A 25,764-nucleotide genomic window follows, 5' to 3' on the forward strand; every position below is an offset into this window, starting at 1 on the left:
ACGTATTACTTTTTGGCTGCTGCCGTTTCTTCAGACTTCGCTCCCATTCGGTTTAGCGTATACATTGGGGCAAATTTAAGCTTCAACCCGGCAATTTTTCGATTGTCTTCACCTGTTAGTCCTTCTTTTTCTACTGTATTTTTTCGACTGTCAAGTGCTTCATACATCAGTTTAATTTCGTCCCAGTCTTCACGAGAGTAACTGTCTTTATTTTTCTCTACCGTATGCACAAACTGTTGGTAAACACTATGAATGTTTTTAGCATTCACCCAGGCAAAACTCATATCTTCTCCAATTTTTCCTTCACCGAATAAAGCATTACGCAATTGCTGTTTCGGACTTGGCGCTGGAGGAGCCAGAATAGTTACCATATTATTTCGAAATTCTTCGTACTTAATCTTACTCGTATTTATTTTCTCTGTCGCGGCACTATTTTCTTTGATATCAGCTAGTGCCAATTGAGCGTTGGCAGCTCTTTTTTCATACTCGGCTTCAACAGCTTTCCAATCGGCTTTTAAATCGTCAGCCTTAACTTTTTTAACGGAGTCGACATAAGTAACATAAGAGTCAATTGTTTTTTCAGCCTGTTCCTGTTTTTCATCTTTACAGGATACAAAACCTAATGCGATTACCGCAATTCCGGATAATAATACTATATTTTTCATAATCTGATCTTTTAAAGTTAGATTTCAAATATAGCCCTAAAAACATTCAAAAAATAAATATTTATAAATATTTTAACATTTAAATTAAAAATAAAACAACAAAATAATATTAAAAATGATAATTATATAAATTTACCTCAAAATTATATAACAAATTTTCAGTCCTTACTCTTTTAATCAAATAGAAACGATGCGACAACTGAATGCATTTGCAGAAACGGCAATTGGTGTAACAAAAATCAATTTCAGGCTACTTATCGTTTATTGAAAAGTGTTTTGTACTTTTAAATCCAAAATTGTAAATCGAAATGGCAAATCCATTAATTAAAATAACCAAGATCAAACGAGATTTTGTGCTAGGCAACGAAATTGTTTATGTTTTGAAAGGAATCAATTTAGAAATCAACAAAGGTGAATATGTGGCTTTAATGGGGCCATCTGGATCCGGAAAATCTACTTTAATGAATCTGTTGGGATGTTTGGACACGCCAACTTCGGGACATTACATTCTGAACGGAAAAGATGTCAGCCAAATGGGAGACGATGAATTGGCGGGAATTCGAAACAAAGAGATTGGCTTTGTATTTCAGACTTTTAATCTGCTGCCGAGAACTACTGCCCTAGACAATGTTGCCTTACCTATGATTTATGCGGGGTACTCAAAGGCTGATCGCACCAAACGTGCCGAAGAAGTTTTAAAACAGGTAAATCTGGCAGACCGAATGGATCATCAGCCGAATCAGTTATCGGGAGGACAACGCCAGCGTGTTGCCATTGCAAGAGCTTTAGTAAACAAACCTTCTATTATTTTGGCCGATGAGCCAACCGGAAACTTAGACAGTAAAACTTCGGTAGAAATCATGAAGCTTTTTGGCGACATTCACGCACAAGGAAATACCGTAATTCTGGTAACTCACGAAGAGGATATTGCCGCTTACGCACATCGCGTGATCCGACTGCGAGACGGTTTGATTGAAAGTGACACCACGAAGTAATTTTAGATTTTAGATTTTTTTCCAAATCTAAAATAAAGCCTCACAATCTCAGTACCTCAGAACCTTAGCCCCTTTAAAAAAATGAAAGTATATACAAAAACAGGAGATAAAGGAACAACCGCTCTTTTTGGTGGTACACGTGTTCCTAAAGATCACATTCGAATTGACAGTTATGGTACTGTCGACGAACTAAACTCTTATATAGGACTTATTCGTGATCAGGAAATGGATGCCCATTATAAAACCATTTTAATCGAAATTCAGGATCGTTTGTTTACCGTTGGTGCGATACTGGCCACTCCGGCAGAAAAAGAAGTATTAAAAAACGGGGAACTTCGCCTCAAAAATCTCGGAATCATTGATAGTGATATCGAATTATTAGAGAATGAAATTGACAAAATGGAAGAAAGTCTTCCACAAATGACTCATTTTGTTTTACCTGGCGGACATCCCACTGTGTCACATTGTCATATAGCTCGTTGTATTTGCCGTCGTGCCGAGCGTTTGGCAGTACATTTAAGCCATAATGAACCCGTTCCTGAAATCGCAATCCGATACTTAAACCGACTTTCTGACTACCTTTTTGTATTGGCACGGAAGTTGACCTCTGATTTAAAGGCGGAGGAAGTAAAATGGATCCCGAGAAAGTAAACTTTCTTAAATTTCTATTTGCAACTCCCGAATTCGAGAGAAATAATTAAAAATTCTGCGGATTTAAATAGTATACAAAGTTCCTCATAGTGGTAATTTCAGGCTCTTTTTGGGGAATTTGGAATTTCATTTTTGGAATTTTAAAGAGGACGTTCTTAAATTTTATTAAAATAAATCAAATTTTACTTGTCTTTTTCAGTAAAAAATTTATTTTTGCACAAACTAAACAGATAACAGATGTATTGGACATTAGAATTAGCATCTTATTTAAGTGATGCGCCATGGCCTGCTAACAAAGATGAACTTATTGACTACGCTATTAGAGCTGGTGCTCCATTAGAAGTAGTAGAAAACCTTCAGTCAATTGAAGACGAAGGGGAGATATATGAATCAATGGAAGAAATTTGGCCTGATTATCCAACAGACGAAGATTATCTTTGGAATGAGGATGAATATTAAAAAATAAACCAAAGGAAAAAGTCTCATCACCGAGGCTTTTTTTTTGGTTCAAATACACATTTACATAAAATAGAAATACAATAAATCATGAGTTTCATAAACAGTATTATAAAGGTCTTTGTAGGTGATAAATCACAGAAAGATGTCAAAGCTTTACAGCCTTACTTAAACAAAATTAAAACATTCGAAACTAGCTTAATGAGTTTGTCTCACGACGAATTAAGAGGCAGAACCGTATTTTTTAAGGAGAGAATAAAAGAAGCTAGAGCTGATAAAGATGCTAAAATTGCTTCGCTTAAAGCAGAAGTAGAAAACATCGAAGACATCGACAAAAGAGAAGATCTTTATGATGCAATTGATGCTCTTGAAAAAGAAGCTTACGAAATCTCAGAAAAAACTTTACTGGAAATCCTTCCGGAAGCTTTCTCTGTAGTAAAAGAAACTGCACGTCGTTTTAAAGACAATTCGTTTATCGAAGTTAGTGCAACTGCAAGAGACCGTGAATTTTCGGCTACCAAACCTTATATTGTTATTGAGGGTGAAAAAGCAGTTTGGGCAAACAAATGGAATGCTGCCGGAAAAGATATTACCTGGGACATGATTCACTATGATGTTCAATTAATTGGTGGTATGGTTTTACACGAAGGTAAAGTTGCCGAGATGCAAACAGGGGAAGGTAAAACTTTAGTGGCTACACTTCCGCTTTACTTAAATGCTTTAACCGGAAACGGAGTTCACTTAGTAACCGTGAATGATTACCTTGCAAAACGTGATAGTACCTGGAAAGCACCTTTATTCGAATTCCACGGTTTAACAGTTGATTGTATCGACAATCACCAGCCAAGTACAGAACAAAGAAAAAAAGCATACGACGCTGATATAACTTACGGAACCAATAACGAATTTGGTTTTGACTACTTGAGAGATAACATGGCACATTCGCCAAGCGATTTAGTACAAAGAAAACACAATTATGCCATTGTCGATGAGGTCGATTCTGTATTAATTGATGACGCCAGAACTCCTCTTATTATTTCAGGACCGGTTCCACAAGGAGACCGTCATGAATTTAATGAATTGAAACCAAAAATTGAAAACTTAGTAGCACAGCAACGTCAGTTAGCAAATGGTTTCCTGGCAGAAGCTAAGAAATTAATCAAAGAAGGAAACACTAAAGAAGGTGGATTCTTATTGTTAAGAGCTTACAGAAGTTTACCTAAAAATAAAGCATTAATTAAATTTTTGAGTGAAGAAGGAATCAAACAATTGCTTCAAAAAACCGAAAATCAATACATGCAGGATAACAATCGCGAAATGCACAAAGTAGACGAAGCTTTGTATTTTGTAATTGAAGAAAAAAACAATCAGGTTGAATTAACCGATAATGGTATCCAATACCTTTCAGGAGATACTGATCCGGACTTTTTCGTACTTCCGGATATTGGAACTGAAATTGCCGCTATCGAAAAACAAAAACTGGACAAAGACGGTGAAGCGGAAGCTAAAGAAAGATTATTCCAGGATTTCGGAGTAAAAAGCGAGCGTATTCATACCCTTACCCAGCTTTTAAAAGCATACGCTCTTTTTGAAAAAGATGTAGAATATGTGATCATGGACAACAAGATTATGATTGTCGATGAGCAAACAGGTCGTATCATGGATGGTCGTCGTTATTCTGACGGTTTACACCAGGCGATCGAAGCTAAAGAAAACGTAAAAATCGAAGCTGCTACACAAACTTTTGCAACCGTTACATTACAGAATTATTTCAGAATGTACAGCAAATTAGGTGGTATGACCGGTACGGCTGTTACTGAAGCCGGAGAGTTATGGCAGATTTATAAATTAGACGTTGTTGAAATTCCAACCAACCGTCCGATTGCAAGACAAGACAAAGAAGATTACATCTACAAAACGACACGTGAAAAATTCAACGCTGTTATCGAAGACGTTACGCAATTATCAAATGCAGGAAGACCTGTATTGATTGGAACAACTTCTGTAGAGATCTCAGAATTGTTAAGCCGAATGTTGAAAATGAGAGGCGTTACACATAACGTTTTGAATGCTAAAATGCACAAACAAGAGGCACAAATCGTTGAAGAAGCAGGTAAAGCCGGAGTGGTAACTATTGCAACCAACATGGCTGGTCGTGGTACCGATATTAAATTATCTCCAGAAGTAAAAGCTGCCGGAGGTTTAGCAATTGTTGGTACAGAGCGTCACGATTCGCGTCGTGTAGACAGACAGTTACGTGGTCGTGCAGGACGTCAGGGAGATCCGGGAAGTTCTCAATTTTATGTTTCACTTGAAGACAACCTAATGCGTTTATTTGGTTCTGAAAGAGTAGCTAAAGTTATGGACAGAATGGGACTTCAGGAAGGTGAAGTTATCCAACATTCGATGATGACTAAATCGATCGAGCGTGCTCAGAAAAAAGTAGAAGAAAACAACTTTGGTGTTCGTAAACGTTTATTAGAATACGATGACGTAATGAACTCTCAACGTGAAGTAGTATACAAACGTCGTCGTCACGCATTATTTGGTGAGCGTTTGAAACTGGATATTGCAAACATGCTTTATGATACTTGCGAATTAATCGTAAGCAACAATAAAATAGCCAATGATTTCAAAACATTTGATTTTGATTTAATTCGTTATTTCGGAATTACATCTCCAATTTCTGAAGCAGATTTTACGAAATTAACCGATATTGAAGTTACCGGAAAAGTGTACAAAGAAGCTTTATCTTTCTATACTGAAAAAACAGAAAGAAGCGCCAGAGAAGCTTTCCCAATCATTAAAGGAGTTTACGAAGAGCCAAACAATCATTTTGAGCGTATCGTAGTTCCGTTTACAGACGGTATCAAAACACTGAATGTGGTAACTGATTTGAAGAAAGCATACGACAGCGAAGGAGCTCAGTTAATTGCTGATTTCGAAAAAAATATCACTCTTTCTATTGTTGATGAGGCCTGGAAAAAACACTTACGCAAAATGGACGAATTGAAACAATCTGTTCAATTGGCCGTTCACGAGCAAAAAGATCCATTGCTTATTTACAAATTAGAGGCTTTCAATTTGTTCAGAGGAATGTTAGACAACGTTAATAAAGAAGTAATTTCATTCTTGTTCAAAGGTGATTTACCGGCTCAAAACGTTCCTGAAATTCACGAAGCTAAAGAAGTACGTCAAAAAGAAAACTTCAAATTAAGCAAAGACGAAATTGTAAACAGCGAGGAAATCAACCGTGAAGCGGGAGAAACACAACAGCGTCAGGTTACGGAAACAATTGTGAGAGACATGCCAAAAATCAACCGTAATGATACTGTAACGGTTCAGGAAGTTGCAAGTGGCAAAACAGAAACAATGAAATTTAAAAAAGCGGAATCTTTAGTAGCCTCAGGCGAATGGGTTATCGTTAAATAATAAAGACTTTTAATTATGTAAACCCGACAGGTTTCAAAAACCTGTCGGGTTTGTCATTTTTAGAATATCCGCAAGTGTAAAATACCTGCGGATATTTTTTTTAGAAAAAAATCAATATTTGTTCGTTCAAAAAACGATTATAATGTATTTTTGCAAACGAAACAACGAAATCAACTCTTGAAGAAGTTATTTACCATATTTCTTTGCTGTATGCTCTTAGTGCCCTCATTCGGCAGTTTTGTTGTTTATACCACTTTCAAATTAAATCAGGACGAAATATCAAAAACAATTTGTGTGCAGCGCAAAATGGTTTTTAATACCTGTAACGGTCGTTGTGAACTTCAAAAAAGTTTAAAAAAATACGCCGATAATGAAAAGAAGATGCAAAACAACCTGAAAGAAAAATCAGAAGTTGTTTACATTCAAAATACCAGTACAGCAGATTTCAAATTGGTAGCACCTATTACAGTTGCAGCAAAAATTTATGCTTCTTTAAACGAAAAACCAATTTCGGTTTCTATCGCGACCTTTCGCCCTCCATCCTATTTTATATAATTTTTAAATCACATTTCAATACCAATTGAAATGATTTTCATTGTACCCAAAAAACAATGAAAACGTGCCTGCGCACACCTTACATTTAAATTTACAATTATATAAAATTCACAAAATGAAAAATACTTTATACAAAGCCCTTGTTATTGTAGCACTATCTATATCCTTAGTTTCATGTTCAAACGATGACAATAACGAAACTGTTTCAGGAAGCGGAAACATTACTTTAAAATTCGACAACGCTTATGGCGCAAACGATCTGATTTTAAACACACAAGGTAATACAACTTCAAACAACGAAGTACTAAAAATCAACCTTGTAAAGTATATCGTGAGCAATGTTGTTTTCACAAAAGCGGACGGTACGACTTTTACCTATCCAAAAAGCAAAAGCTATTTTATTGCTGACGAATCTACTGCTGCCGGTCAGCAATTTAAACTAACAGATGTTCCTGCAGGCGATTATGTTAAGGTAAAATTCGGAATCGGAGTTGACGAAGCACAATGGAAACTGGGTGCTGCGGGTCAGGGAGATTTTCTTGCGCAAGCAGACGCTGCCGGTATGATGTGGTCATGGGCTGCAGGATATAAATTTCTTGCTTTCGAAGGTACTTTTACCTCTGAAACGGTTACAAAAGCTACCCCATTTATGATCCATACCGGAAAAACAGGAACAGATTACAACTACACTGAGGTAACTGTAGATTTTCCAACAAAAGCTTTGGTTCGTTCCAACATTACTCCAGCGGTTCATATTATTACAGATCTTTCTAAAATAATTGACGGTCAGAACAAAATCAAACTTTCCGATAACAATATGGGCGGCATGGGCGCTATGATTATGGGTGGTGCAAAACTGCCATTGATCACTCAAAACATTTCGACAATGTTTAGAGTAGACCACGTACATAACGACTAATTTATTTTTAAGAAGCACAAACCTCAGGCGAAACAAAACCTGAGCTTTCCAACCTACCTTATCTTTTGTGTCCGCTAAAATGGACACAAAAGGATACTGGTAACGGAGAATAATACTGCTGCTTCTGCAAATCAAAGAGTAATTCTCGTAAAAAAATCCGGCCAGTTCTGCTTTGCGTCAACTCGTATAAACGGCGGCGGAAAAATTCTCTTTACTCTTTTTACACTTAAAAAATCATGCTGAAAATAAAACATTTTCTATGGTTGCTGCTTCCGCTGATGTGGAGCTGCTCTGATCAGGAAGAGGAGTATGTAAACATTCCTTTAGAGTTTACAGTACCTTCCAATTTTCCTGCTTTAGCCTATAATCTTGCGCAAAATCCCCCGACCGAAAAAGGATTTGAACTGGGTAAAAAACTATTCTATGACGGACGTTTAGCGTCAGACGGAGTAGTTTCCTGTGGCTTTTGTCACATACAGGCCAATGCTTTCACCCATCACGGACACACCGTAAGTCACGGTGTAAACGATGCTCAGGGAACACGAAACACGCCATCGATTCAGAATCTGGCCTATCAGCCAATATTTATGTACGATGGAGCCGCAGACCATTTAGACCTGCAACCTATCGTTCCCTTAACAAGTATTATCGAAATGAATGGCGATTTGAATACCATTTTAAAGATGATGAAAGGCGACAAGGAATACCAAAAATTATTTGGACAGGCTTTTACCGATGGAGAAATCTCAACCGAAAATATGCTGAAAGCACTTTCGCAGTTTATGGTTATGGTAACTTCTTCCAATTCAAAGTTTGACAAATACAGACGAAAAGAAGCCGGCGGAACTTTAACCGCTGATGAATTGGCCGGATATGATTTATTCAAATCAAAATGTGCTTCCTGTCATGCCACCGACTTACAGACAGATAACTCATTTCGCAACAACGGCCTGGCCGTAAACCCAATGATCAATGATGTTGGAAGATATAAAGTCACTGAGCTAGCAAGCGATTATTACAAATTTAAAGTGCCCAGTTTACGCAATGTAGAAGTCTCAGGACCTTATATGCACGACGGACGATTTGGCACTTTGGAAGGTGTTTTAGAGCACTATGCACGCGGCATAGAATCTTCGCCAACTCTGGATCCGATATTAAAACAAAACGGAAAGTTTGGAATTACACTTTCTGAAACGGATAAAAAGCAAATCATCGCTTTCCTTAAAACGTTAACCGATACAGACTACCTGACCAACAAACGTTTTGCTGAATATTAAAAATACGGTAATAGTCTGCCCGATACTTTCTTCTGTGAAAATTTGTGCAGGCTGTAGCCAAAAAAACATAATGAAAACCGAAGTCCTAGCCCCGATAGAGGCGGTATCCTTTTGGGGTGATTTTTTTCACCCCAAAAGATAAAGCCGAAAGCGGGATTAGCTTCTAAAAAAAAATAAAATGAAAAAGATATTAGTAATGTTCACCTTTTTGATTGGTTTATCAGCCTTTAGTTTCACCGCAAAAGACAGTATTTCTGCCTTCACTTTCCAACGTATGGCCCTGATGGAAGATTTTGACTGTGATGCCTGCGGCTGTTCTGCAAGTGGCGGGAGTATGGGGTTTAGCTCTATGCTGAACAATAATTTTGTGGGACTGAGATATTTCAAACAAAGTTATACCAGCCGTGACGGGATTTTTGCAAACTCTCCCTGGATTGATGAAAATTTCAACACGGTTCAGGCATGGGCGCGCATCCCGCTTACAGAGAAAATGCAAATTTCGGCATTGGTTCCCTATCATTTTCATGAAAGAAAACTAACCGCTGGAACCGAAAGCATCGCCGGTTTAGGAGATATTACGGTGATGGCTTTGTACACCGTTTTTGAAACACAAAAGGACAGTACATTCTTTACGCATAAAATAAATCTGGGTGGTGGTGTTAAAATTCCGACTGGAAAATTTACGGAAGCCAACAATTTAGGAAGCGTCAACCAGAGTTTTCAATTGGGAACCGGGAGCTGGGACTTTCCATTGGTTTCAGAATATGTAGTGAAACATAAAAACTTGGGATTAAACACTACGCTGAATTATATTTTTAAAACACAAAACAGCAAAAATTACCAGTACGGCGATCAGTTTAACTATGCCGCAACCTTCTTTTATTTGTTTGATACAAAATCGATTCAGATTGTTCCCCAAGCCGGACTGGCAGGAGAACTTTACCAAACGAATAAACAGCACAATCTGAATTTACCCAATACAGCCGGTGATATTTTGTTTGGAAAATTTGGTATTGAAGCCGGAAAAGATAAATTTTCGATCGGTGTAAATGCAATGCTTCCTATTACTCAAAATCTGTCCAATGGCAATATGGAAGCCAATTACAGATGGAGTATTAATTTGAATTATACTTTATAAACCTGACATTGATTCTGTACAAAATCCAGAAATAATATCTAATCCCTAATTGCAAATGTAGTTAGGGATTTTTTATATTTGAACAATCTAAATACACTCAATCAAAAATTGAAAAAAAATCTTTGGCACTCATTGCGACTCATCTGGACTATTTGCTTTAGTTTTTTTTTCATTCTAATGATTAAAATAACATGGCAGTACATACCGCTAAAAAGTGACGTCGCTTTTCTTCAAATAAAGCAAACCGAGATTAGCCAGATTCCTTTTTATTATCCAATATTTTACGTTCATGTTTACTCGGCTATTTTTATTTTGTTTGCCGGTTTCTTTCAGTTTAATGCTGCTATTTTAAAAAAATATCCCGCAACACATAGAAACATCGGTAAATTTTATGTTCTTGTCGTGCTTTTTTTAAGTGCACCTTCTGGTTTCTTTATTGGTCTTTTTGCAAACGGTGGTCTTTACTCTAAAATCTCTTTTACTACTTTGTCTCTTCTTTGGTTTTATTTTACACTCAAAGGTTTTTCTTCTATAAAAAACAAAAACATCGAGCAGCATAAAGCCTTTATGTTGCGAAGTTTTGCTTTAACATTTTCTGCAATAACATTACGTTTTTGGAAGGTTATTCTTGTATATTTGTTTCAACCAGCACCTATGGATGTCTATCAAATTATTGCATGGCTAGGCTGGATTCCTAATTTATTAATCGTTGAGTATTATCTTTATAACCAATTAAAAAAATGAAAAAACTTTTTTGTCTACTAGTATCTATATTACTTTTTTCCTGTAATTCTAAAGAGAAAAAAATGACAAAAGACATCGCCGAAGATCAGCCTAAAGAAATTAGAACCGATTTATATGGCTCCTACGTAGGTGATTTTACAATTCTGGAACGCGATACAACAAGACCTGAAAAAGAAAACCATATCAATAAGATTAACATTCTGATCAAAAAAATCACATCCTCAGAAGTTACAGGGCAAAGTATAGTTGCCGGAAACAGCAGACGACTTACTGGTGAAATGACTATAGAAGGAAACACTGTTCATTTTAGACTAAATGAACCTGGCGACGATAAAAATGATGGCGTTTTTGATTTTGAAATAAAAAATGACACGCTTTTAGTAGGAACATGGACTGCTAACAACACTAAAAAAGAAGTTAGGAAAAGAAAATTTGAACTCACCAAAAAAGAATTCAAGTATAACCCGAATGTAATGCTTCCGGAGGAAGGAATGTATATCGATTATGCAAATCCAAAAGAGAAAGAAGTAACAGAGGTAAATGATGATCCTGAAGTTAAAGAGACCGAAACTTATATGGAAACGGTCTATAGAGCCGCGTCAGAAAGTATTATTTTACTAAATTCCTCCACACAAAAATTAAAAGAATCTGATATTAAAAACCTAAAGAAAATTGATTTAGAGATTCTTAGAAATACCATTTTTGCCAGACATGGGCTCACTTTTAAAACGAAAACAGTTCGTCAGTTTTTTGATAATATTGAATGGTATATCCCTGTCTCGGATGATGTTAATAGTGAATTAACATCGGTCGAAAAAGAAAATATTGTTTTATTAAAACGTTTTGAAAAATATGCCGAAGACAATTACGACTCTTTTGGAAGATAGGTGTTTTTAGCCACAAATATCGCTTTAAAAAAGGTTCAAAGTAGCAAAGGGACAAAGTTTTTTAGCCATGAATTCACGAATGTTTAATCAAAATACATTCGTGAATTCGTGGCTAAATATTTTCTATCTGGGATTTTCTTCGTAGTACCTTGCTTCAATTCGTTTAATATCTTTAATCGAATTTTTCGCCCAGGCCAAACGTTTCTCCAGAATTTCTTCTTCGGATAAATGCCAGTCGATATCTGATTTTTGCAGTCGGTTTGTTAGGTTTTGAATGATAATGGCCGCCGAAACTGAAATATTCAGACTCTCGGTAAAACCAACCATTGGAATTTTAAGAAAACCATCGGCTTTATCTAAAATTTCCTGTGACAATCCGTCTCTCTCGGTTCCAAAGAATAATGCACTGGGTTTTGTAATATCAAAATCTTCCAGCAAACAGTCATTTTCATGCGGTGTGGTAGCAATAATCTGATAGCCCTGATTTTTTAACGTCGAAATGCAGGTACTAACGGAGTCGTACTGATGAATATCTACCCATTTTTGGGCTCCCATCGCGATTTCTTTATCGATTTTTTTTCCGTAACGCTGTTCGATCACATTAAGTTCCTGAATTCCAAAAACCTCACAACTGCGCATCACAGCGCTAGTATTGTGCATCTGAAAAACATCTTCTACCGCAATTGTAAAGTGCTTTGTACGGTTTCCGAGTACTTTCAGAAATTTTTCTTTTCGGTTATCGGTTAATATATTTTCAAGGAAAGCGAGGTAATCTAAATCAATCATTTCAATCTTATTTGTCACAAAAATACATTTTAAATAAAACAGAAAGAAAAATTCAGGATTATTTTCAATGTGCCGCGTCCTCTAACAGCATATTCCCCAATCTCTCATGCAAACTGTTTACCTCTGTTAAATCGATCTCTAAAACTTCTTCATTAAAGGAGTCCCCTGTAAAAACCGCTTTTTCATTTTTAGAATGTGTCTGAAGTCGCCCGTACATTCCCTCAAGTTCATCAGCACTATAATCGACTGCCATAAAGGAGATAAACTTTTCAATGACACTCTTCATCCCGTCGTTATAATTGAGTTTGACAACATTTTGATCGGTTTTATAAAAATCCAGAAAGCCCTGAAAATATTTCTCCAGCACCAATGCTCCGTATTGCTGGAAACTAATCTCACTAATTTCTTTAGCAGAAATTCCAAAAACCTCAGGAGGCAGTAAATTCGGAACCATATGCATTCCCATCATTTTTTGATGTGATTTTAAAACTTCTGTCGGATTTCTGTAAAGCAAAGCAAAAGGCAGTTCCGGGAAGGTCGATCTCAGATAATTGGCTTTAAAAATATGCCAGGCATCCAGTTTTACAATTAAATTCTGTTGCTCCGGAAATCTTTTCTGACCTAAGAAAGTTAGCAATGCTTTTAAAAGTGCACTTTTTTTCTCCAAGCCAAAATTATGACTTCTTAAAATCTCGTCGATAAGGGGTGCTTCCGAAATCATGATGTTTTCAGCCGAAGTAGCCAGTGACTGACTTAACATTGTAGATCCGCATCGCGAAACATGAAACACCAAAGCTTTTAACTCGACCGAAGCAAGCTCCTGAGACCACTCGATTAAATTTTCGACCGTACTAACGGCTTTAAACGAACTGGAATTATACGCATGGCTTTTACATTTAGAAATGGTTTCATCAAAAAAAGGATCAATATACCTTTTGTCGCCCAGGTACAGCCATTCCAGATAAACCTCATTTTCTTTCTCAATCAACTTATAGGGAATCCAATTAAATAAAGGGTGATTTGTATTTTTCATTTTCAGTATTTATTTGGATTGTAAATCGGCGATAATCTGGACTCCTGCTGCCGACGGATTTCTGGAAAGTTCTGCAATAATCTGTTGTTTCATCTCGTCAGAGTACTGTTCTTTTTTTCGGGAATAATGAATATCAAAACCCATCTCCGTGAATAATTGATCCGACCATTCATTTCGGATACAATCCAACGTGAGATGGATACGAGCTTCAGCACTTTTGTTTGCTACGCTATGCGGAAGCTGAAAATTAGCATACCAGCATTCCCCCATTTTCATAGGAACCAGTTTTTTATCCACATAAAAAAATACGTCAGGATTTGTTATGATCGGAACATGAATTCGAAAAAAGCCATCTTCATAAGAGGTATCATTATCAGTATGCTCTTTTATTTCGCTTTGAGGTCCTAACCGAAGCAAACGCACAGCCTCTTTTTCGCATTGAAACCAATCCATAATCTCTTTAAAATAATGACACCGATCCAGTAGCTCCGTATTTTTATAGCCTTCGTTGGCAAAAGAAGTAATGTCGTTTATCAAACCCGACTGGGATCTCAACGATACACTTGTCCAATTGCCTTCATAGCGGCCTGTATTAAAATGAGGCGTCCATAAATCGTTTTCACATAAAGCGAATTCTTTCTGCAATTTATCTATTGAAAAAGAAACGGGAAGTTTACTCGAAGAAGGATTCATATGCGTTTTAAAAGATTAAATTAGTAAGTATTCCTGGGGCTTGTAAATATATAAATTTTACAAACGCTTTACCATCAAAGAAATAAGTAAAACCGTTCGGATTTGAAAACCTGCGGCCCTTAAACGTTAAGCCAAATCAGGCAAACTGTCTATAATAAAATCATACAGTTTATGGGTTGAAAAAGAAACCGTTTCGAAATCGGTTTTCAGTACTAAATCGGCGTTTACGGGAACCTCAAAAACATCACTTATTCCGGTAAAATTATTTATTTTGTCACGGTCATTGTCGGGTAACAATGCTTTTTTATACAGTCCTTTTGGGTCTCTTTTGATTAAATTATTGATCGAACAATCTAAATAAACCGTTCTGACAAACTCATAATTTCTCAACTCATTTCTCAAATTTTCATAAGGATTGATGACTGACATCAAAACAATCGTATCCGACACCACAAAGTTTCGCCCGACATTAAAAAGCCGTCTGACGTTTTCACAGCGGTCTTCCTTAGAAAATCCCAGGTCTTTACAGATTGTTTTTCGATAGACATCGCCATCAATTATCTCTACTTTATAGTTTTTTTCCACCAACAACTGACGAACATTTTCAGCCAATGTCGTTTTACCTGAACCCGATAATCCTGTGAATTGTATTAAAATCATTGAAAAACTCTTTTTTTTATTCCTCACTAAAACTAAATCATTTGCAAGATTCAAACAACAAGTATAAATACGCTTTTATGGTACCTCTAAACTACTAAAAGAATTGTGCCAGCTGTACGCTTTTCTTCCAAAAATGAATCAGTAAATCACTATTTTTATCCTTTAATTAGAACAAAATGAAAAAGAAGTTAGTTGTTTTAACCGGAGCCGGAATTAGTGCCGAAAGTGGAATCAAAACTTTTCGCGACAGCGATGGCTTATGGGAAGGCCATGATGTAATGGAGGTGGCTACTCCTGAAGGCTGGAGAAAAAATCAGGAATTGGTTCTCGACTTTTACAACAAAAGGCGTCAGCAACTTAAAGAAGTAGAACCCAATGCCGGGCATAAAATTCTGGCCGAATTAGAGCAGGATTTTGATGTGCACATTATCACTCAGAACGTAGACGATTTGCACGAACGCGCCGGAAGTACAAAAGTGCTGCATTTGCATGGAGAATTACTAAAGGTACGAAGCACTCAAAACCAAAATATAATTTTAGACTGGACAGAGGATTTACATACCGGCGACACAGACCAAAACGGACATCAGTTACGCCCCCATATTGTATGGTTTGGCGAAGCTGTTCCGGCACTTGAAGAAGCAATTGAAATTACCGAAACAGCAGATTATTTTGCAGTCATTGGAACGTCGTTACAGGTATATCCCGCAGCAGGATTAATTTCATACACCTATTCGGTTACTCCCGTTTTTTATATTGACCCAAATCCAATTGCGATTCCGAATATTCAGAACAAAGTGGAAGTAATTGCCGAAGTAGCATCAAATGGTGTGGCGGCTCTCAGAGATCGCTTAAAAGCTGCACTCTAGTTTTTGATTAGTATTTAGTTGTTAGTCCTTAGTCCCTAGTCCTTAGAAGTAAGATCCGAAGACTAACAACTAAGGACTAGGGACTAAAGACTAACCTTTTTTATCTGTTTTTATCCGCAAATTCTGTTTATATTTGTGCCTTTCGAACAAACAACATAACAATGACTACTTTAAACGAATTGAACGCTATATCTCCAATTGATGGACGATATAGAAATAAAACCCTTTCATTAGCACCATTTTTCTCAGAAGAAGCTCTAATCAAATACCGCGTATTGGTTGAAGTTGAATATTTCATCGCTTTATGCGAAGTGCCTTTACCACAGCTTGCAGGCATAAACTCTGATTTGTTTGACAGCTTAAGAAATATCTACAAAAATTTCTCTACTGAAGACGCTCTTTGGATTAAAGAAACTGAAAAAGTAACCAACCACGATGTAAAAGCTGTGGAATACTTTATCAAAGACGCTTTTGAAAAACTAGGTTTATCTCCATACAAAGAATTCATTCACTTCGGATTAACGTCTCAGGACATTAACAATACTGCGATTCCGCTTTCTACAAAAGAAGCTTTTGAGCAGGTTTATATGCCTTCATTAATTGCCTTAATTTCTAAATTGAAAGAATTAAGCGTAGAATGGAGAGATATTCCAATGTTGGCCCGCACACACGGACAGCCTGCTTCACCTACTCGTTTAGGAAAAGAAATTTTAGTTTTTGTAGAGCGTTTAGAAGAGCAAATGCGTTTGTTATTTAATATTCCGTTTGCCGCTAAATTTGGTGGTGCAACCGGAAATTACAATGCACATCACGTAGCTTACCCACAAATTGACTGGAAACAATTTGGTAATAAGTTTGTAGAAAGCGATTTAGGCTTACACCATTCATTTCCAACCACTCAAATTGAACATTACGATCATTTTGCTGCATTTTTTGATGCTTTAAAAAGAATCAACACCATTATCATCGACCTAGATCGTGATATCTGGACGTATGTTTCGATGGATTATTTCAAACAAAAAATCAAAGCAGGAGAGATTGGTTCCTCTGCTATGCCACATAAAGTAAACCCGATTGATTTTGAAAATTCAGAAGGAAACTTAGGAATTGCTAATGCTATTTTTGAACATTTGGCCGCAAAATTACCGGTTTCAAGATTGCAACGTGATTTAACAGACAGTACTGTTTTGCGTAACATTGGAGTTCCTATCGGACATACGATTATTGCTTTTGAAGCTTCTTTAAAAGGTTTAAACAAACTATTGTTAAACGAGGCTAAATTTGCCGAAGATTTAGAGAAAAACTGGCTGTTGTAGCCGAGGCGATTCAGACAATTTTACGTCGTGAAGCTTATCCAAATCCGTATGAAGCTTTGAAAGGTTTGACCAGAACAAATGAAGCAATTGACAAAAAAGCCATTCATAATTTTATTGCCACTTTAGAAGTTTCTGATGCTGTGAGAGCCGAATTAATGGCCATTACCCCTAGCAACTATGTAGGAATCTAAAGAAAACCTATCATATTTTCGCAAAAAAAGCTATCTTTATCGATAGCTTTTTTTATTTACAAATCGTATTAAAAAATTAGCCATACGATTTCACTCCCTTTTTATTTTTTGAAGGAGTTGCGAGTGAACATAATTTACATTGAAAAGCTGTTCTTTCAGGAAACTGTTTTTTTAACAAAAACTGAAACAACAAGCTGAATGATTTCCATAACAAAAAACACTACTCTATGATCGCCTTAAATGCCGCTGCAGAAACTACCCACCATTTACAACCCTTAATTAGCGACTTAGGTCTAATCCTGCTGACTGCAGGAATTGCTGTTTTATTATTTAGATTAATCAAACAGCCCTTAGTTTTAGGGTATTTAATTGCCGGTTTTCTGGCCGGAAATCATTTTGATTTCTTCCCTACCATTACCGAGATGAAAAGTGTTGAAGTCTGGGCAGAAATTGGTGTAATCATCTTATTATTTAGCTTAGGTCTCGAATTTAGTTTTAAAAAGCTAATGAAAGTCGGCGGGACAGCCTCTATAACAGCCATTACCCAAATTATCACCATGGTCGTCATTGGTTATATGGTCGGGCGTTGGATGGGCTGGGCACAAATGGACAGCATCTTTTTAGGAGTCATACTCTCTATTTCCTCCACAACCATTATTTTAAAAACTTTTGATGAACTGGGTGTAAAAGCTCAAAAATTTGCCGGAATCGTAATCGGGTCTTTAATTGTACAGGATCTTGTCGCTATTTTGATGATGGTATTGTTGTCTACTATTGCAGTAAGCCAGCAGTTTTCGGGAGGCGAATTGATGATGTCTGTCTTGAAACTGATTTTCTTCCTTACCGTATGGTTTCTTGGAGGTATCTTTTTTATCCCAACATTGCTTAAAAAAGCCAAACATTTACTGACTGACGAAATGCTGCTGATTATTTCGCTAGCCCTTTGTTTAACGATGGTGAGTTTTGCTGCAAACGTAGGTTTTTCACCAGCATTGGGTGCTTTTATCATGGGTTCTATTATTGCCGAAACCACACAGGCAGAACATATTGAACACCTTATTAAACCTGTAAAAGATTTATTTGGGGCTATTTTCTTTGTATCAGTTGGTATGCTTATCGACCCTAAAATGTTATACACACATGCGTTGCCTGTCGCCATTTTAACTTTTGTGACCATCATTGGTCAATCGGTAAGTTCAACTATTGGAGCGTTACTGGCCGGTCAGCCTTTAAAACAATCGGTACAAACGGGAATGAGTTTGTCGCAAATTGGGGAGTTCTCGTTTATCATTGCTACTTTGGGAATGACGCTGAACGTAACAAGTTCCTTTTTATATCCTGTAGTTGTTGCAGTTTCGGCCATCACCACTTTTACAACGCCATTTATGGTAAAATATGCCGTGCCGTTTTCTGATTTCCTGGAACGAAAACTTCCTCGAAAATGGGTTAAAAACATCAACCGTTATAGTGTCAATGCTCAGGCCATAAAATCAGTCAGTACTTGGCAAAAAGTACTGAATGCCTATATCATTCAAATCGTTTTACACACTATTGTTATCGCAGCCATCATTTTATTATCTGTAAAATTTGTTGCGCCTTTGGTGGTAGAAACAAGATTCGGAAATGCATTGGCAGCCCTTATTACTCTGGTCATTATTGCTCCGTTTTTATGGGCACTTTCCCTTCGAAGAGTTGCGGTAGAAGAAGTGGATACTTTATGGGAAGAACGCAAATACCGTGGCGCCATTTTAATGTTGATTCTGATTAGAATGAGTCTTGGACTGTTCTTAATTGGATTCTTGCTAAACATTTTCTTCTCTCCTTTAGTTGCCCTGATTGCCTTAGTAGTTGCCGTAGTAGTTTACCAAATATTCCCTAAAAAACTAAACGAGCAATATCATAAAATTGAAAATCACTTTCTTAAGAATTTACACGATCGTGAAAACAAAAAAATCGACAGACGTTATGCTAATTTAATGCCGTGGGACGGTCACATGTCATTTTTTGATATTGGAACCGAATCAAATTTAGTAGGCAAAACCCTTGAAGAATTGCGTATTAGAGAATCAATGGGAATCAATATTGCTTATATCAAACGAGGAGATATCACGATTCCTATTCCGACTAAAAACGAACGTCTGTTTCCTGGTGATGAAATTTGCGTTATTGGTACAGATGCCCAGGTTACTGAATTCAATAAATATCTCAACCAAAACGAAATTGAAGCTCCTGCAAACGTAGAAGAATCTGAAGTTGTACTGCGCCAACTGGAGATTTCCAATGAGGATTTTATTCAGAAAAGTATCGGACAATTTAGAGGAAAAACCGGTGGACTTGTTGTGGGGATTGAAAGAAACGGTAATCGTATTTTAAATCCGGAATCTCGCTTAATTCTGGAAAAAAATGACATCATCTGGGTCGTTGGTGATAAAAAACGAATGTCAGATTTATTAAAGTAAAATAACTTAAAAAAAATAAGCTACTTAGAAAAACAGCTCCCTACCAAAAATGATTTTTGGTAGGGAGCTGTTTTTTTATGCTCCGGCCTTGACAGTAATTATCTAAACGGCTGCATTTTATCACATTGACATTCACAATTTGGATCACTGGTATTGAGAACGGTTAAATATCTTTGATAAAAACCTCTTCTGGATTGTGTTTTGTCATTATCAGCTTTATTGCACTCCAAAGCACCATTGATAATATTAATCGTAGCTCCGAAACCTGGTTTACGCCCCTCATTAATATCTTCTTGGGCAGGCACCCACTTACCAACCATCACGGCATGACACGAAGGTTTAGGAGCCTGTGGGGTCATCCAAAACCATATTGCAGTCTGGAACGCCAAAACAGCATCTTTGGCTACATTTTCAGGATTTTTAAGCAATATGTTTTTATCTTCGTATAAAAACTCACTTATCTGCCCATAATTGTAGTTCCAGCTCAACTGTATTGGCCCTCGACCGTGATAGGACTTCCCGGCAACCGGAGGATAATCCTTGTTATTCTCGTCTCTATAACCCGTGGTGCTATTACTATCATACCCTACCTCTTCACGAAAGTGTAAACCCCATGAATAAGCTCCTCCGGGTGCTGTCGACCAGCCTCCTGTAGTTTCATGAGATATATTGGCCAAAAAAGCAGCTAGTTCTCTTTTACGAACTTCCAAAGAACCACTTCTTATAAAATCTGCATAATCAACTTCTTGTTTCACTATAGCGGTAGTATTCCAGGAAGCACTGAAATCAGCATCTTCTTTAATCACTTTGGTCTCATTAGTAGATTTTTTAGTACGGGTTATTTTCTGAAACCATCCTTTTCTTTCGATCACAACCTTTATATCGGCCATAAGATCAGTCGCTTTCATCAGCGCATCATAGTAAAAAAATCTTTTGAAGGATTCACAATCCAGTTATTGCTCTGCTCTGCTCCATAACGGTAAGGGAACAACTCTAAAAATTGCTGTTGGCTTATAAGCTCTTTAAGCCCAGTATTATTCCCTGAGGTATCCGGAGTATCCAGTTTTACAGGTTCTTGATCAGGTTTAGGATTTTCGGTCGTAGGATCCTTCTTTTCTTCCAGATTATCATCACTACAGGAAGATAATAAAGAAAGTAAACTAAACAAAGTAAGCAAAAAAGCAAGTCGTGTAAATTTCATTAATACGTTTTTTTTTGTGGGACATTCACTGTACAATTAGTGTTATTTTTTTAAATCATGGTGGAGTTTTATTCTTTGGATTTCTCCAAATTACCAATTGTTAAAGTTAGCAATCCTCTGTACTGATTCCTTGAACAGGTGTGCGAGTGGCAAAACTCCTTGATTTAAGCATTCATGCAGCAAAGTTACCATACCAATCTTTTATTATGGGGACCAATTCAATACCTGGCAGCTTTTGTTTCATAAATGGTCAATTCAATTCTTTATACCTCTCTTCTAAACAACATATCCCGAAATTATTATTCTCTACTCTTGAATCTCAAAAAAAAATCCGGGTCTTTAAGATAGAACTCTTAAAAAACCGAAATCTCACTTAATTCTGGAAAAAGATGATATCATCTGGGGCGCCGGCAAGAAAAAAACGAATGGTCGAGTTTATGAAAGAGGTACTAAAACACTAAGGTTCTAAGGTTTGGAGTTATTAAAACTTCTTACCTTAGAACCTTAGTTAATATTTACAAAAATCCACAAGAAAAAACTTTGCGCCTCAGTACCTTAGAACCTCAGTAGCTTAGCCCCTTACTTATTAGGCTGCGGAGTTATACGCAAATAAGGTTTTATTGGAGTATATCCTTTTGGGAATTTCGCAGGAATATCACTATCCGGAACTGCCGGTGTAATCACAACGTCTTCTCCGTCTTTCCAGTTGGCAGGAGTTGCCACACTATAATTGGCTGTTAATTGCAGACTGTCAATGACACGAAGCAATTCATCAAAATTTCTTCCTGTTGAAGCCGGATACGTCAACGTTAATTTTATCTTTTTATCGGCACCAATTACAAATACAGAGCGTACGGTGAATTTATCGCTTGCATTAGGATGCAGCATATCGTATAAAGTAGCGATTCTTTTATCTTCGTCGGCAATTATTGGAAAATTAACCGTTGTATTCTGGGTTTCGTTGATGTCTTTGATCCACTCTAAATGAGACTCTAAACCATCAACGCTCAGTGCGATAACTTTTGTATTTCTTTTGGTAAATTCCGGAAGATAATTGGCAACTGTTCCTAATTCGGTAGTACAAACCGGAGTAAAATCAGAGGGATGCGAGAATAAAACACCCCAGGAATCTCCCAACCATTCATGAAATTTAATTGGTCCTTCGGTTGTTTCTGCATGAAAATCCGGAGCAATATCTCCTAATCTTAATGTTGACATAATTGTATATTTTTTAGTTTCTCTAAAATTAGTCAAAAAAAGAACAAAGAAAACACTGATTTTCTAAAAAAACGTTAAAGTTCTATCTGCTCTATCTAATTAGTATTTAAAACTAAATAAAACGCACTATACAATACCAGACTGCAAGGGTTACAAACGAAATTGGGATTCCGAAACCAATCATCATACTGCTCAATTTTGGCTTTAATCCATAGGTCGAAGCTAAGATTGCACCCGTAATCATGGGAGGCATTGCCATTTCCATAATGGTTATTTGAATGGCTTCAGAATGTTGTTTGAAAATAAAAACATACAAAACCAAAATAACAAACGGAACTACTATAAGCCGGAAGAAAAGTCCAAGGCGCAGAAATTGCCAATGCTGGCTTTTTCGGTCAAAAGTAAGTTGTAATCCCACCGAAAGTAAAGCCAAAGGAGTTACCAAACTTCCCACTTTCAACATAACAGACTGAATATTTACATCTAAATCGTACTCGAAGACATTCAACAGGCAGGCTGTAACAAAAGTAACAAACGGAGGGAATAAAATTATTTTTTTGAAAATACTAAAAGAATCCGCACTGCCTTTAGAATAAAAGGCGGCTACAAAAACTCCCAGCGTCGAAACCACCACAAAAGTCCCCGGCTGATCGACAAGAATTGCCGTTTCTAAACCTTTTTTCCCAAACAGAGCCTCAATAATGGGGTATCCCAAAAAAGAAGAATTACTTAATCCGGCAGTTAAAATCAAACAGCCGATTAATCTGTTGGACCAGCCCAATCTTCTGCCCAGAAAGTGAAAAAATACAAAAGCCAGTAAAAAACTAATCCAGCCCGAGAGTATCGGAAACAGTAATTCATTGCTCCATTTTATTTTTGGAATATGGTACAACGTAATTGCGGGCAGACACACATAAAGCACTACCTTATTTAGAACCTTATAAATATGAGTTGGAAATTGCTTTATATGCTGCAAAAGCAAGCCCAAAGCGAGAAATAGAAATATTTGAATAAAGTTGTTCATATGATTGAGTCCTGACAAAAATAGACATTTATTACTTGATGTGTAAAACATTTTAAACCACATCTTTAAGTTTTTTTGTTACTTTTAAGTGTAAAATCCAAAAAACAAATGCAGCTAATACGAGACAATTTTGAGCGAATGACCAAGCTTACGGATGCCGAATGGCATACTTTTTCATCCAAACTTGTACGTCAGGAATTTCCAAAGAAAACGCCAGTACTTGAAACGGGTACAGTCGAAAATTACCTCTCATTTGTAGAAAAAGGTCTGGTGAGATATTACATCCCCGGTGAAGACCATGATCTTACTTTTACCTTTGTATTTGATGGTGAATTTACAAGCGGTTACGATTCCTTTATCACCAGATTACCGGTACATTATACCATTGAAACGCTTTCAGAAACGGTGCTTTGGCGCATATCTTATGAAGATCTTCAGGAGGTGTATGCCGAAACTAAAATTGGCAATACTATTGGACGCATTGCAAGCGAAGGACTGTTTCTTAAAAAAGCAAAAAGAGAACTTTCACTGCTTAACGACTCTGCTGAGCAGCGTTATCTTAATCTTTTTACCGAGCAGCCACAGCTCATACAAAGGATTCCTCAAAAATACCTTGCCTCTTATATTGGCATCACTCCACAGGCATTGAGCAGAATACGTAAACGAATTTCTTAACCCAGGTTCATTGTTTCAGATCCCTTTACTGCGCAACTTTGTAAAAAAAAGATATGGAAACTTTAATTGTGTTACTAGGTGTCTTTACAATTGCACTGCTCTTCGTAAAGCTTACTTCAAAAAGATTTGAAATTTCAACCGCGGCCAGAATTGCCATGGCAGCCATGCTTGCATTTACAGCTGTAAGCCATTTTGTATTTACCAAAGGAATGGCCATGATGGTCTCTTTTTTGCCCTGGCCAACCGTAATTGTTTATGCGACAGGAGTTATAGAACTGGTCGCAGCAGTGGGGCTATTGATTCCGAAAACGAGATTGCTAACTGCTAAATTACTTGTGCTCTTTTTTATCGTTTTGCTTCCTGCGAACATCTATGCCGCCAGCCACAGTATCAATCTGCAAACAGCCAGCTACAACGGCAAAGGACTATCCTACTTATGGTTTAGAGTACCATTGCAGCTTTTGTTTATCGGTTGGGTTTATTTTTCTTCGATCAGAAATCAGGCACTGCATAAACCTGTTACCGCCTACTAAAACAGGCCTTTTACCACATTTTGTTCCAAAATCAGGTTGTGGTTTTTCTGCGTGAAAAATTAATTTTTAGTTAAAACTTTTTTTTATTTCAAAAAACACCTTAAATTTGTAATATATTTTATTACAGTATGATTTCAGGTAAGTTTGCCATAACGATTCACATTTTAACTTTACTCACTAAATTCCCGAATGATTTTTTATCCTCGGAATTTATTGCAGGGAGTATCAATCTGAATCCGGTGTTGGTGAGAAAAGAAATTGCCAATTTAAAAGCACATCATATTGTTGAAAGCAAAGAGGGCAAAAACGGCGGTACAAAACTGGCTGTTGATCCTTCGAAAATTACATTAAAGGAAATATTTGAAATGACTTTTGAGACCATTAATCTGGGTTATGCCAAAAATCAGCCTAATCCGGATTGTCCGGTTGGTAAAAAGATCAATCAAAATTTGAGTTCTTTATATGCTGAAATGAATCAAAAAGTTAGTTTACAATTAGACGGAATCACACTGGAAGATTTTTCTAATCAATTCTAAAACTATTTTTTTACACTAAACTGTAACATTTTTTATTACTAATTAAATTTATATATTATGAAAATCGCAATTATTGGAGCAACCGGATTTGTTGGCACAGCCATTTTAAACGAATTAGCAAGCAGAAATCATGAGATCACGGCTATTGCCAGAAATCCAAAAGATAATGCAAATGTAAACTGGAAAAGCGCAGACATTTTTGATGTACCTGCTCTCGCAGCTATTTTAAAAGGAAATGATGTCGTTGTTAATGCTTACAACGCAGGATGGACGAACCCAAATATCTACGACGATTTTATAGCCGGATCAAAAGCAATTCAGGAAGCCGTAAAACAATCCGGTGTAAAACGTTTTATCACTATCGGAGGAGCAGGAAGTTTATTTGTCGCTCCTGGTCTACAAGCTGTTGATACTCCCGATTTTCCTAAAGAATACTATGCCGGAGCCACCGCTGCAAGAGATTATTTAAATATACTGAAAGAAGAAAAAGAACTGGATTGGGCTTTCTTTAGTCCGGCTTTTGAAATGCATCATGGTATTACAACCGGAAGAACAGGAAAATACCGCTTAGGGTTAGACAATCCTGTTTTTAATGACGATCAGAGAAGTATTTTATCTGTAGAAGATTTAGCCGTTGTAATTGCTGACGAAACCGAAACCCCAAAACACCACCAGGTTCGTTTTACAGCAGCTTATTAAGTATTTAAGGGGCAAAGGTACAAAGAGGCAAAGTCGCAAAGGTTTTTTCTCTTTGTATCTCTGTCCCTTTGAACCTCTGCACCTCTGTACCTTTGAGCCTCTGCACCTTTCTAAAAAAAATCCTTTTTGAAACTGTTTTTGTTTTCTGTACT

General features: G+C 36.9%; 25 protein-coding genes and 1 pseudogene. 17 read left to right on the forward strand and 9 right to left on the reverse strand.

Annotated features, from left to right (window positions below; translation table 11 throughout):
- Positions 1-5: 5 nt before the first annotated feature.
- Positions 6-665, reverse strand: a complete 660-nt coding sequence (locus OLM61_RS02755) for a DUF6565 domain-containing protein (RefSeq protein ID WP_264524999.1) — start codon at positions 663-665, stop codon at positions 6-8.
- Between the two features lie 308 nt (positions 666-973).
- On the opposite strand from OLM61_RS02755, the gene OLM61_RS02760 reads away from it, so the two are divergent.
- The 10 genes from OLM61_RS02760 to OLM61_RS02805 all read left to right on the forward strand — a co-directional run bounded on the left by OLM61_RS02760 (position 974) and on the right by OLM61_RS02805 (position 11,719).
- Complete coding sequence (locus OLM61_RS02760; RefSeq protein WP_264525000.1) at positions 974-1,660, forward strand: ABC transporter ATP-binding protein; 687 nt, start codon at positions 974-976, stop codon at positions 1,658-1,660.
- Between the two features lie 81 nt (positions 1,661-1,741).
- Positions 1,742-2,311: a cob(I)yrinic acid a,c-diamide adenosyltransferase gene (locus OLM61_RS02765; protein ID WP_264525001.1), complete on the forward strand. Its 570-nt coding sequence runs from the start codon at positions 1,742-1,744 to the stop codon at positions 2,309-2,311.
- A gap of 237 nt (positions 2,312-2,548) precedes the next feature.
- Positions 2,549-2,770 carry a DUF2795 domain-containing protein gene (locus OLM61_RS02770; RefSeq protein ID WP_007138072.1) on the forward strand — a complete coding sequence of 74 codons (222 nt, stop codon included), beginning with the start codon at positions 2,549-2,551 and terminating at the stop codon, positions 2,768-2,770.
- Positions 2,771-2,857: 87 nt separating this feature from the next.
- A complete protein-coding gene (secA, locus tag OLM61_RS02775; protein ID WP_264525002.1) occupies positions 2,858-6,199 on the forward strand; it encodes a preprotein translocase subunit SecA in 3,342 nt (1,113 codons plus the stop codon).
- A gap of 210 nt (positions 6,200-6,409) precedes the next feature.
- Positions 6,410-6,754 carry a hypothetical protein gene (locus tag OLM61_RS02780; protein ID WP_264525003.1) on the forward strand — a complete coding sequence of 115 codons (345 nt, stop codon included), beginning with the start codon at positions 6,410-6,412 and terminating at the stop codon, positions 6,752-6,754.
- Positions 6,755-6,869: 115 nt separating this feature from the next.
- Positions 6,870-7,673: an MbnP family protein gene (locus OLM61_RS02785; protein ID WP_264525004.1), complete on the forward strand. Its 804-nt coding sequence runs from the start codon at positions 6,870-6,872 to the stop codon at positions 7,671-7,673.
- 236 nt (positions 7,674-7,909) lie between these two features.
- On the forward strand, positions 7,910-8,950 hold the full coding sequence (locus OLM61_RS02790; RefSeq protein ID WP_264525005.1) for a cytochrome-c peroxidase: 1,041 nt from the start codon (positions 7,910-7,912) through the stop codon (positions 8,948-8,950).
- Positions 8,951-9,128: 178 nt separating this feature from the next.
- The gene (locus OLM61_RS02795; protein WP_264525006.1) at positions 9,129-10,088 is read left to right on the forward strand and encodes a transporter; all 960 of its coding nucleotides are present in this window, start codon (positions 9,129-9,131) and stop codon (positions 10,086-10,088) included.
- Positions 10,089-10,196: 108 nt separating this feature from the next.
- Positions 10,197-10,832: a DUF2306 domain-containing protein gene (locus OLM61_RS02800; RefSeq protein WP_264525007.1), complete on the forward strand. Its 636-nt coding sequence runs from the start codon at positions 10,197-10,199 to the stop codon at positions 10,830-10,832.
- Between the two features lie 62 nt (positions 10,833-10,894).
- Entirely contained in the window at positions 10,895-11,719 is an 825-nt protein-coding gene (locus OLM61_RS02805; RefSeq protein WP_264525008.1) for a YARHG domain-containing protein, read from the forward strand.
- A 123-nt stretch (positions 11,720-11,842) separates the two neighbouring features.
- On the opposite strand, the gene OLM61_RS02810 is transcribed toward OLM61_RS02805, so the two are convergent.
- From OLM61_RS02810 to cysC, 4 genes are all read right to left on the reverse strand, one after another.
- Positions 11,843-12,505: a TrmH family RNA methyltransferase gene (locus OLM61_RS02810; protein ID WP_264526350.1), complete on the reverse strand. Its 663-nt coding sequence runs from the start codon at positions 12,503-12,505 to the stop codon at positions 11,843-11,845.
- A 64-nt stretch (positions 12,506-12,569) separates the two neighbouring features.
- Positions 12,570-13,538, reverse strand: a complete 969-nt coding sequence (locus OLM61_RS02815) for a sulfotransferase family protein (protein WP_264525009.1) — start codon at positions 13,536-13,538, stop codon at positions 12,570-12,572.
- Positions 13,539-13,547: 9 nt separating this feature from the next.
- On the reverse strand, positions 13,548-14,231 hold the full coding sequence (locus OLM61_RS02820) for an aspartyl/asparaginyl beta-hydroxylase domain-containing protein (protein ID WP_264525010.1): 684 nt from the start codon (positions 14,229-14,231) through the stop codon (positions 13,548-13,550).
- 126 nt (positions 14,232-14,357) lie between these two features.
- Entirely contained in the window at positions 14,358-14,918 is a 561-nt protein-coding gene (gene cysC, locus OLM61_RS02825) for an adenylyl-sulfate kinase (protein ID WP_264525011.1), read from the reverse strand.
- A 149-nt stretch (positions 14,919-15,067) separates the two neighbouring features.
- On the opposite strand from cysC, the gene OLM61_RS02830 reads away from it, so the two are divergent.
- From OLM61_RS02830 to OLM61_RS02840, 3 genes and pseudogenes are all read left to right on the forward strand, one after another.
- The gene (locus tag OLM61_RS02830; protein WP_264525012.1) at positions 15,068-15,760 is read left to right on the forward strand and encodes an SIR2 family NAD-dependent protein deacylase; all 693 of its coding nucleotides are present in this window, start codon (positions 15,068-15,070) and stop codon (positions 15,758-15,760) included.
- A 161-nt stretch (positions 15,761-15,921) separates the two neighbouring features.
- Positions 15,922-17,267 (forward strand): annotated as a pseudogene (gene purB, locus OLM61_RS02835) (adenylosuccinate lyase).
- A gap of 227 nt (positions 17,268-17,494) precedes the next feature.
- Positions 17,495-19,726, forward strand: a complete 2,232-nt coding sequence (locus OLM61_RS02840) for a cation:proton antiporter (protein ID WP_264525013.1) — start codon at positions 17,495-17,497, stop codon at positions 19,724-19,726.
- Positions 19,727-19,824: 98 nt separating this feature from the next.
- Here the strand turns inward: OLM61_RS02840 and OLM61_RS02845 are convergent, their stop codons facing one another.
- From OLM61_RS02845 to OLM61_RS02860, 4 genes are all read right to left on the reverse strand, one after another.
- Entirely contained in the window at positions 19,825-20,616 is a 792-nt protein-coding gene (locus OLM61_RS02845; RefSeq protein WP_264525014.1) for a chitinase, read from the reverse strand.
- Between the two features lie 17 nt (positions 20,617-20,633).
- Complete coding sequence (locus tag OLM61_RS02850; RefSeq protein WP_264525015.1) at positions 20,634-20,927, reverse strand: hypothetical protein; 294 nt, start codon at positions 20,925-20,927, stop codon at positions 20,634-20,636.
- A gap of 579 nt (positions 20,928-21,506) precedes the next feature.
- Entirely contained in the window at positions 21,507-22,145 is a 639-nt protein-coding gene (locus tag OLM61_RS02855) for a peroxiredoxin (protein WP_264525016.1), read from the reverse strand.
- Positions 22,146-22,257: 112 nt separating this feature from the next.
- Positions 22,258-23,169 carry an AEC family transporter gene (locus OLM61_RS02860; RefSeq protein WP_264525017.1) on the reverse strand — a complete coding sequence of 304 codons (912 nt, stop codon included), beginning with the start codon at positions 23,167-23,169 and terminating at the stop codon, positions 22,258-22,260.
- 108 nt (positions 23,170-23,277) lie between these two features.
- On the opposite strand from OLM61_RS02860, the gene OLM61_RS02865 reads away from it, so the two are divergent.
- From OLM61_RS02865 to OLM61_RS02880, 4 genes are all read left to right on the forward strand, one after another.
- Positions 23,278-23,844 (forward strand): Crp/Fnr family transcriptional regulator, encoded by a 567-nt coding sequence (locus tag OLM61_RS02865; RefSeq protein WP_264525018.1) that lies wholly within the window; start codon positions 23,278-23,280, stop codon positions 23,842-23,844.
- Positions 23,845-23,897: 53 nt separating this feature from the next.
- Entirely contained in the window at positions 23,898-24,377 is a 480-nt protein-coding gene (locus OLM61_RS02870) for a hypothetical protein (protein ID WP_264525019.1), read from the forward strand.
- A 128-nt stretch (positions 24,378-24,505) separates the two neighbouring features.
- On the forward strand, positions 24,506-24,913 hold the full coding sequence (locus OLM61_RS02875) for an Rrf2 family transcriptional regulator (RefSeq protein WP_173966149.1): 408 nt from the start codon (positions 24,506-24,508) through the stop codon (positions 24,911-24,913).
- A 57-nt stretch (positions 24,914-24,970) separates the two neighbouring features.
- Complete coding sequence (locus tag OLM61_RS02880; RefSeq protein ID WP_264525020.1) at positions 24,971-25,612, forward strand: NAD(P)-dependent oxidoreductase; 642 nt, start codon at positions 24,971-24,973, stop codon at positions 25,610-25,612.
- Positions 25,613-25,764: the final 152 nt, after the last annotated feature.

The sequence above is a fragment of the Flavobacterium sp. N502536 genome, assembly GCF_025947345.1.
GTDB lineage: Bacteria > Bacteroidota > Bacteroidia > Flavobacteriales > Flavobacteriaceae > Flavobacterium.

What these genes read in the sequence shown, in the direction of transcription:
- OLM61_RS02755 (WP_264524999.1), bottom strand. Translation starts at nt 665, where the DNA reads ATGAAAAATATAGTATTATTATCCGGAATTGCGGTAATCGCATTAGGT.
- OLM61_RS02760 (WP_264525000.1), top strand. Translation starts at nt 974, where the DNA reads ATGGCAAATCCATTAATTAAAATAACCAAGATCAAACGAGATTTTGTG.
- OLM61_RS02765 (WP_264525001.1), top strand. Translation starts at nt 1,742, where the DNA reads ATGAAAGTATATACAAAAACAGGAGATAAAGGAACAACCGCTCTTTTT.
- OLM61_RS02770 (WP_007138072.1), top strand. Translation starts at nt 2,549, where the DNA reads ATGTATTGGACATTAGAATTAGCATCTTATTTAAGTGATGCGCCATGG.
- secA (WP_264525002.1), top strand. Translation starts at nt 2,858, where the DNA reads ATGAGTTTCATAAACAGTATTATAAAGGTCTTTGTAGGTGATAAATCA.
- OLM61_RS02780 (WP_264525003.1), top strand. Translation starts at nt 6,410, where the DNA reads ATGCTCTTAGTGCCCTCATTCGGCAGTTTTGTTGTTTATACCACTTTC.
- OLM61_RS02785 (WP_264525004.1), top strand. Translation starts at nt 6,870, where the DNA reads ATGAAAAATACTTTATACAAAGCCCTTGTTATTGTAGCACTATCTATA.
- OLM61_RS02790 (WP_264525005.1), top strand. Translation starts at nt 7,910, where the DNA reads ATGCTGAAAATAAAACATTTTCTATGGTTGCTGCTTCCGCTGATGTGG.
- OLM61_RS02795 (WP_264525006.1), top strand. Translation starts at nt 9,129, where the DNA reads ATGAAAAAGATATTAGTAATGTTCACCTTTTTGATTGGTTTATCAGCC.
- OLM61_RS02805 (WP_264525008.1), top strand. Translation starts at nt 10,895, where the DNA reads ATGACAAAAGACATCGCCGAAGATCAGCCTAAAGAAATTAGAACCGAT.
- OLM61_RS02810 (WP_264526350.1), bottom strand. Translation starts at nt 12,505, where the DNA reads ATGATTGATTTAGATTACCTCGCTTTCCTTGAAAATATATTAACCGAT.
- OLM61_RS02815 (WP_264525009.1), bottom strand. Translation starts at nt 13,538, where the DNA reads ATGAAAAATACAAATCACCCTTTATTTAATTGGATTCCCTATAAGTTG.
- OLM61_RS02820 (WP_264525010.1), bottom strand. Translation starts at nt 14,231, where the DNA reads ATGAATCCTTCTTCGAGTAAACTTCCCGTTTCTTTTTCAATAGATAAA.
- OLM61_RS02830 (WP_264525012.1), top strand. Translation starts at nt 15,068, where the DNA reads ATGAAAAAGAAGTTAGTTGTTTTAACCGGAGCCGGAATTAGTGCCGAA.
- OLM61_RS02840 (WP_264525013.1), top strand. Translation starts at nt 17,495, where the DNA reads ATGATCGCCTTAAATGCCGCTGCAGAAACTACCCACCATTTACAACCC.
- OLM61_RS02845 (WP_264525014.1), bottom strand. Translation starts at nt 20,616, where the DNA reads ATGGCCGATATAAAGGTTGTGATCGAAAGAAAAGGATGGTTTCAGAAA.
- OLM61_RS02850 (WP_264525015.1), bottom strand. Translation starts at nt 20,927, where the DNA reads ATGAAATTTACACGACTTGCTTTTTTGCTTACTTTGTTTAGTTTACTT.
- OLM61_RS02855 (WP_264525016.1), bottom strand. Translation starts at nt 22,145, where the DNA reads ATGTCAACATTAAGATTAGGAGATATTGCTCCGGATTTTCATGCAGAA.
- OLM61_RS02860 (WP_264525017.1), bottom strand. Translation starts at nt 23,169, where the DNA reads ATGAACAACTTTATTCAAATATTTCTATTTCTCGCTTTGGGCTTGCTT.
- OLM61_RS02865 (WP_264525018.1), top strand. Translation starts at nt 23,278, where the DNA reads ATGCAGCTAATACGAGACAATTTTGAGCGAATGACCAAGCTTACGGAT.
- OLM61_RS02870 (WP_264525019.1), top strand. Translation starts at nt 23,898, where the DNA reads ATGGAAACTTTAATTGTGTTACTAGGTGTCTTTACAATTGCACTGCTC.
- OLM61_RS02875 (WP_173966149.1), top strand. Translation starts at nt 24,506, where the DNA reads ATGATTTCAGGTAAGTTTGCCATAACGATTCACATTTTAACTTTACTC.
- OLM61_RS02880 (WP_264525020.1), top strand. Translation starts at nt 24,971, where the DNA reads ATGAAAATCGCAATTATTGGAGCAACCGGATTTGTTGGCACAGCCATT.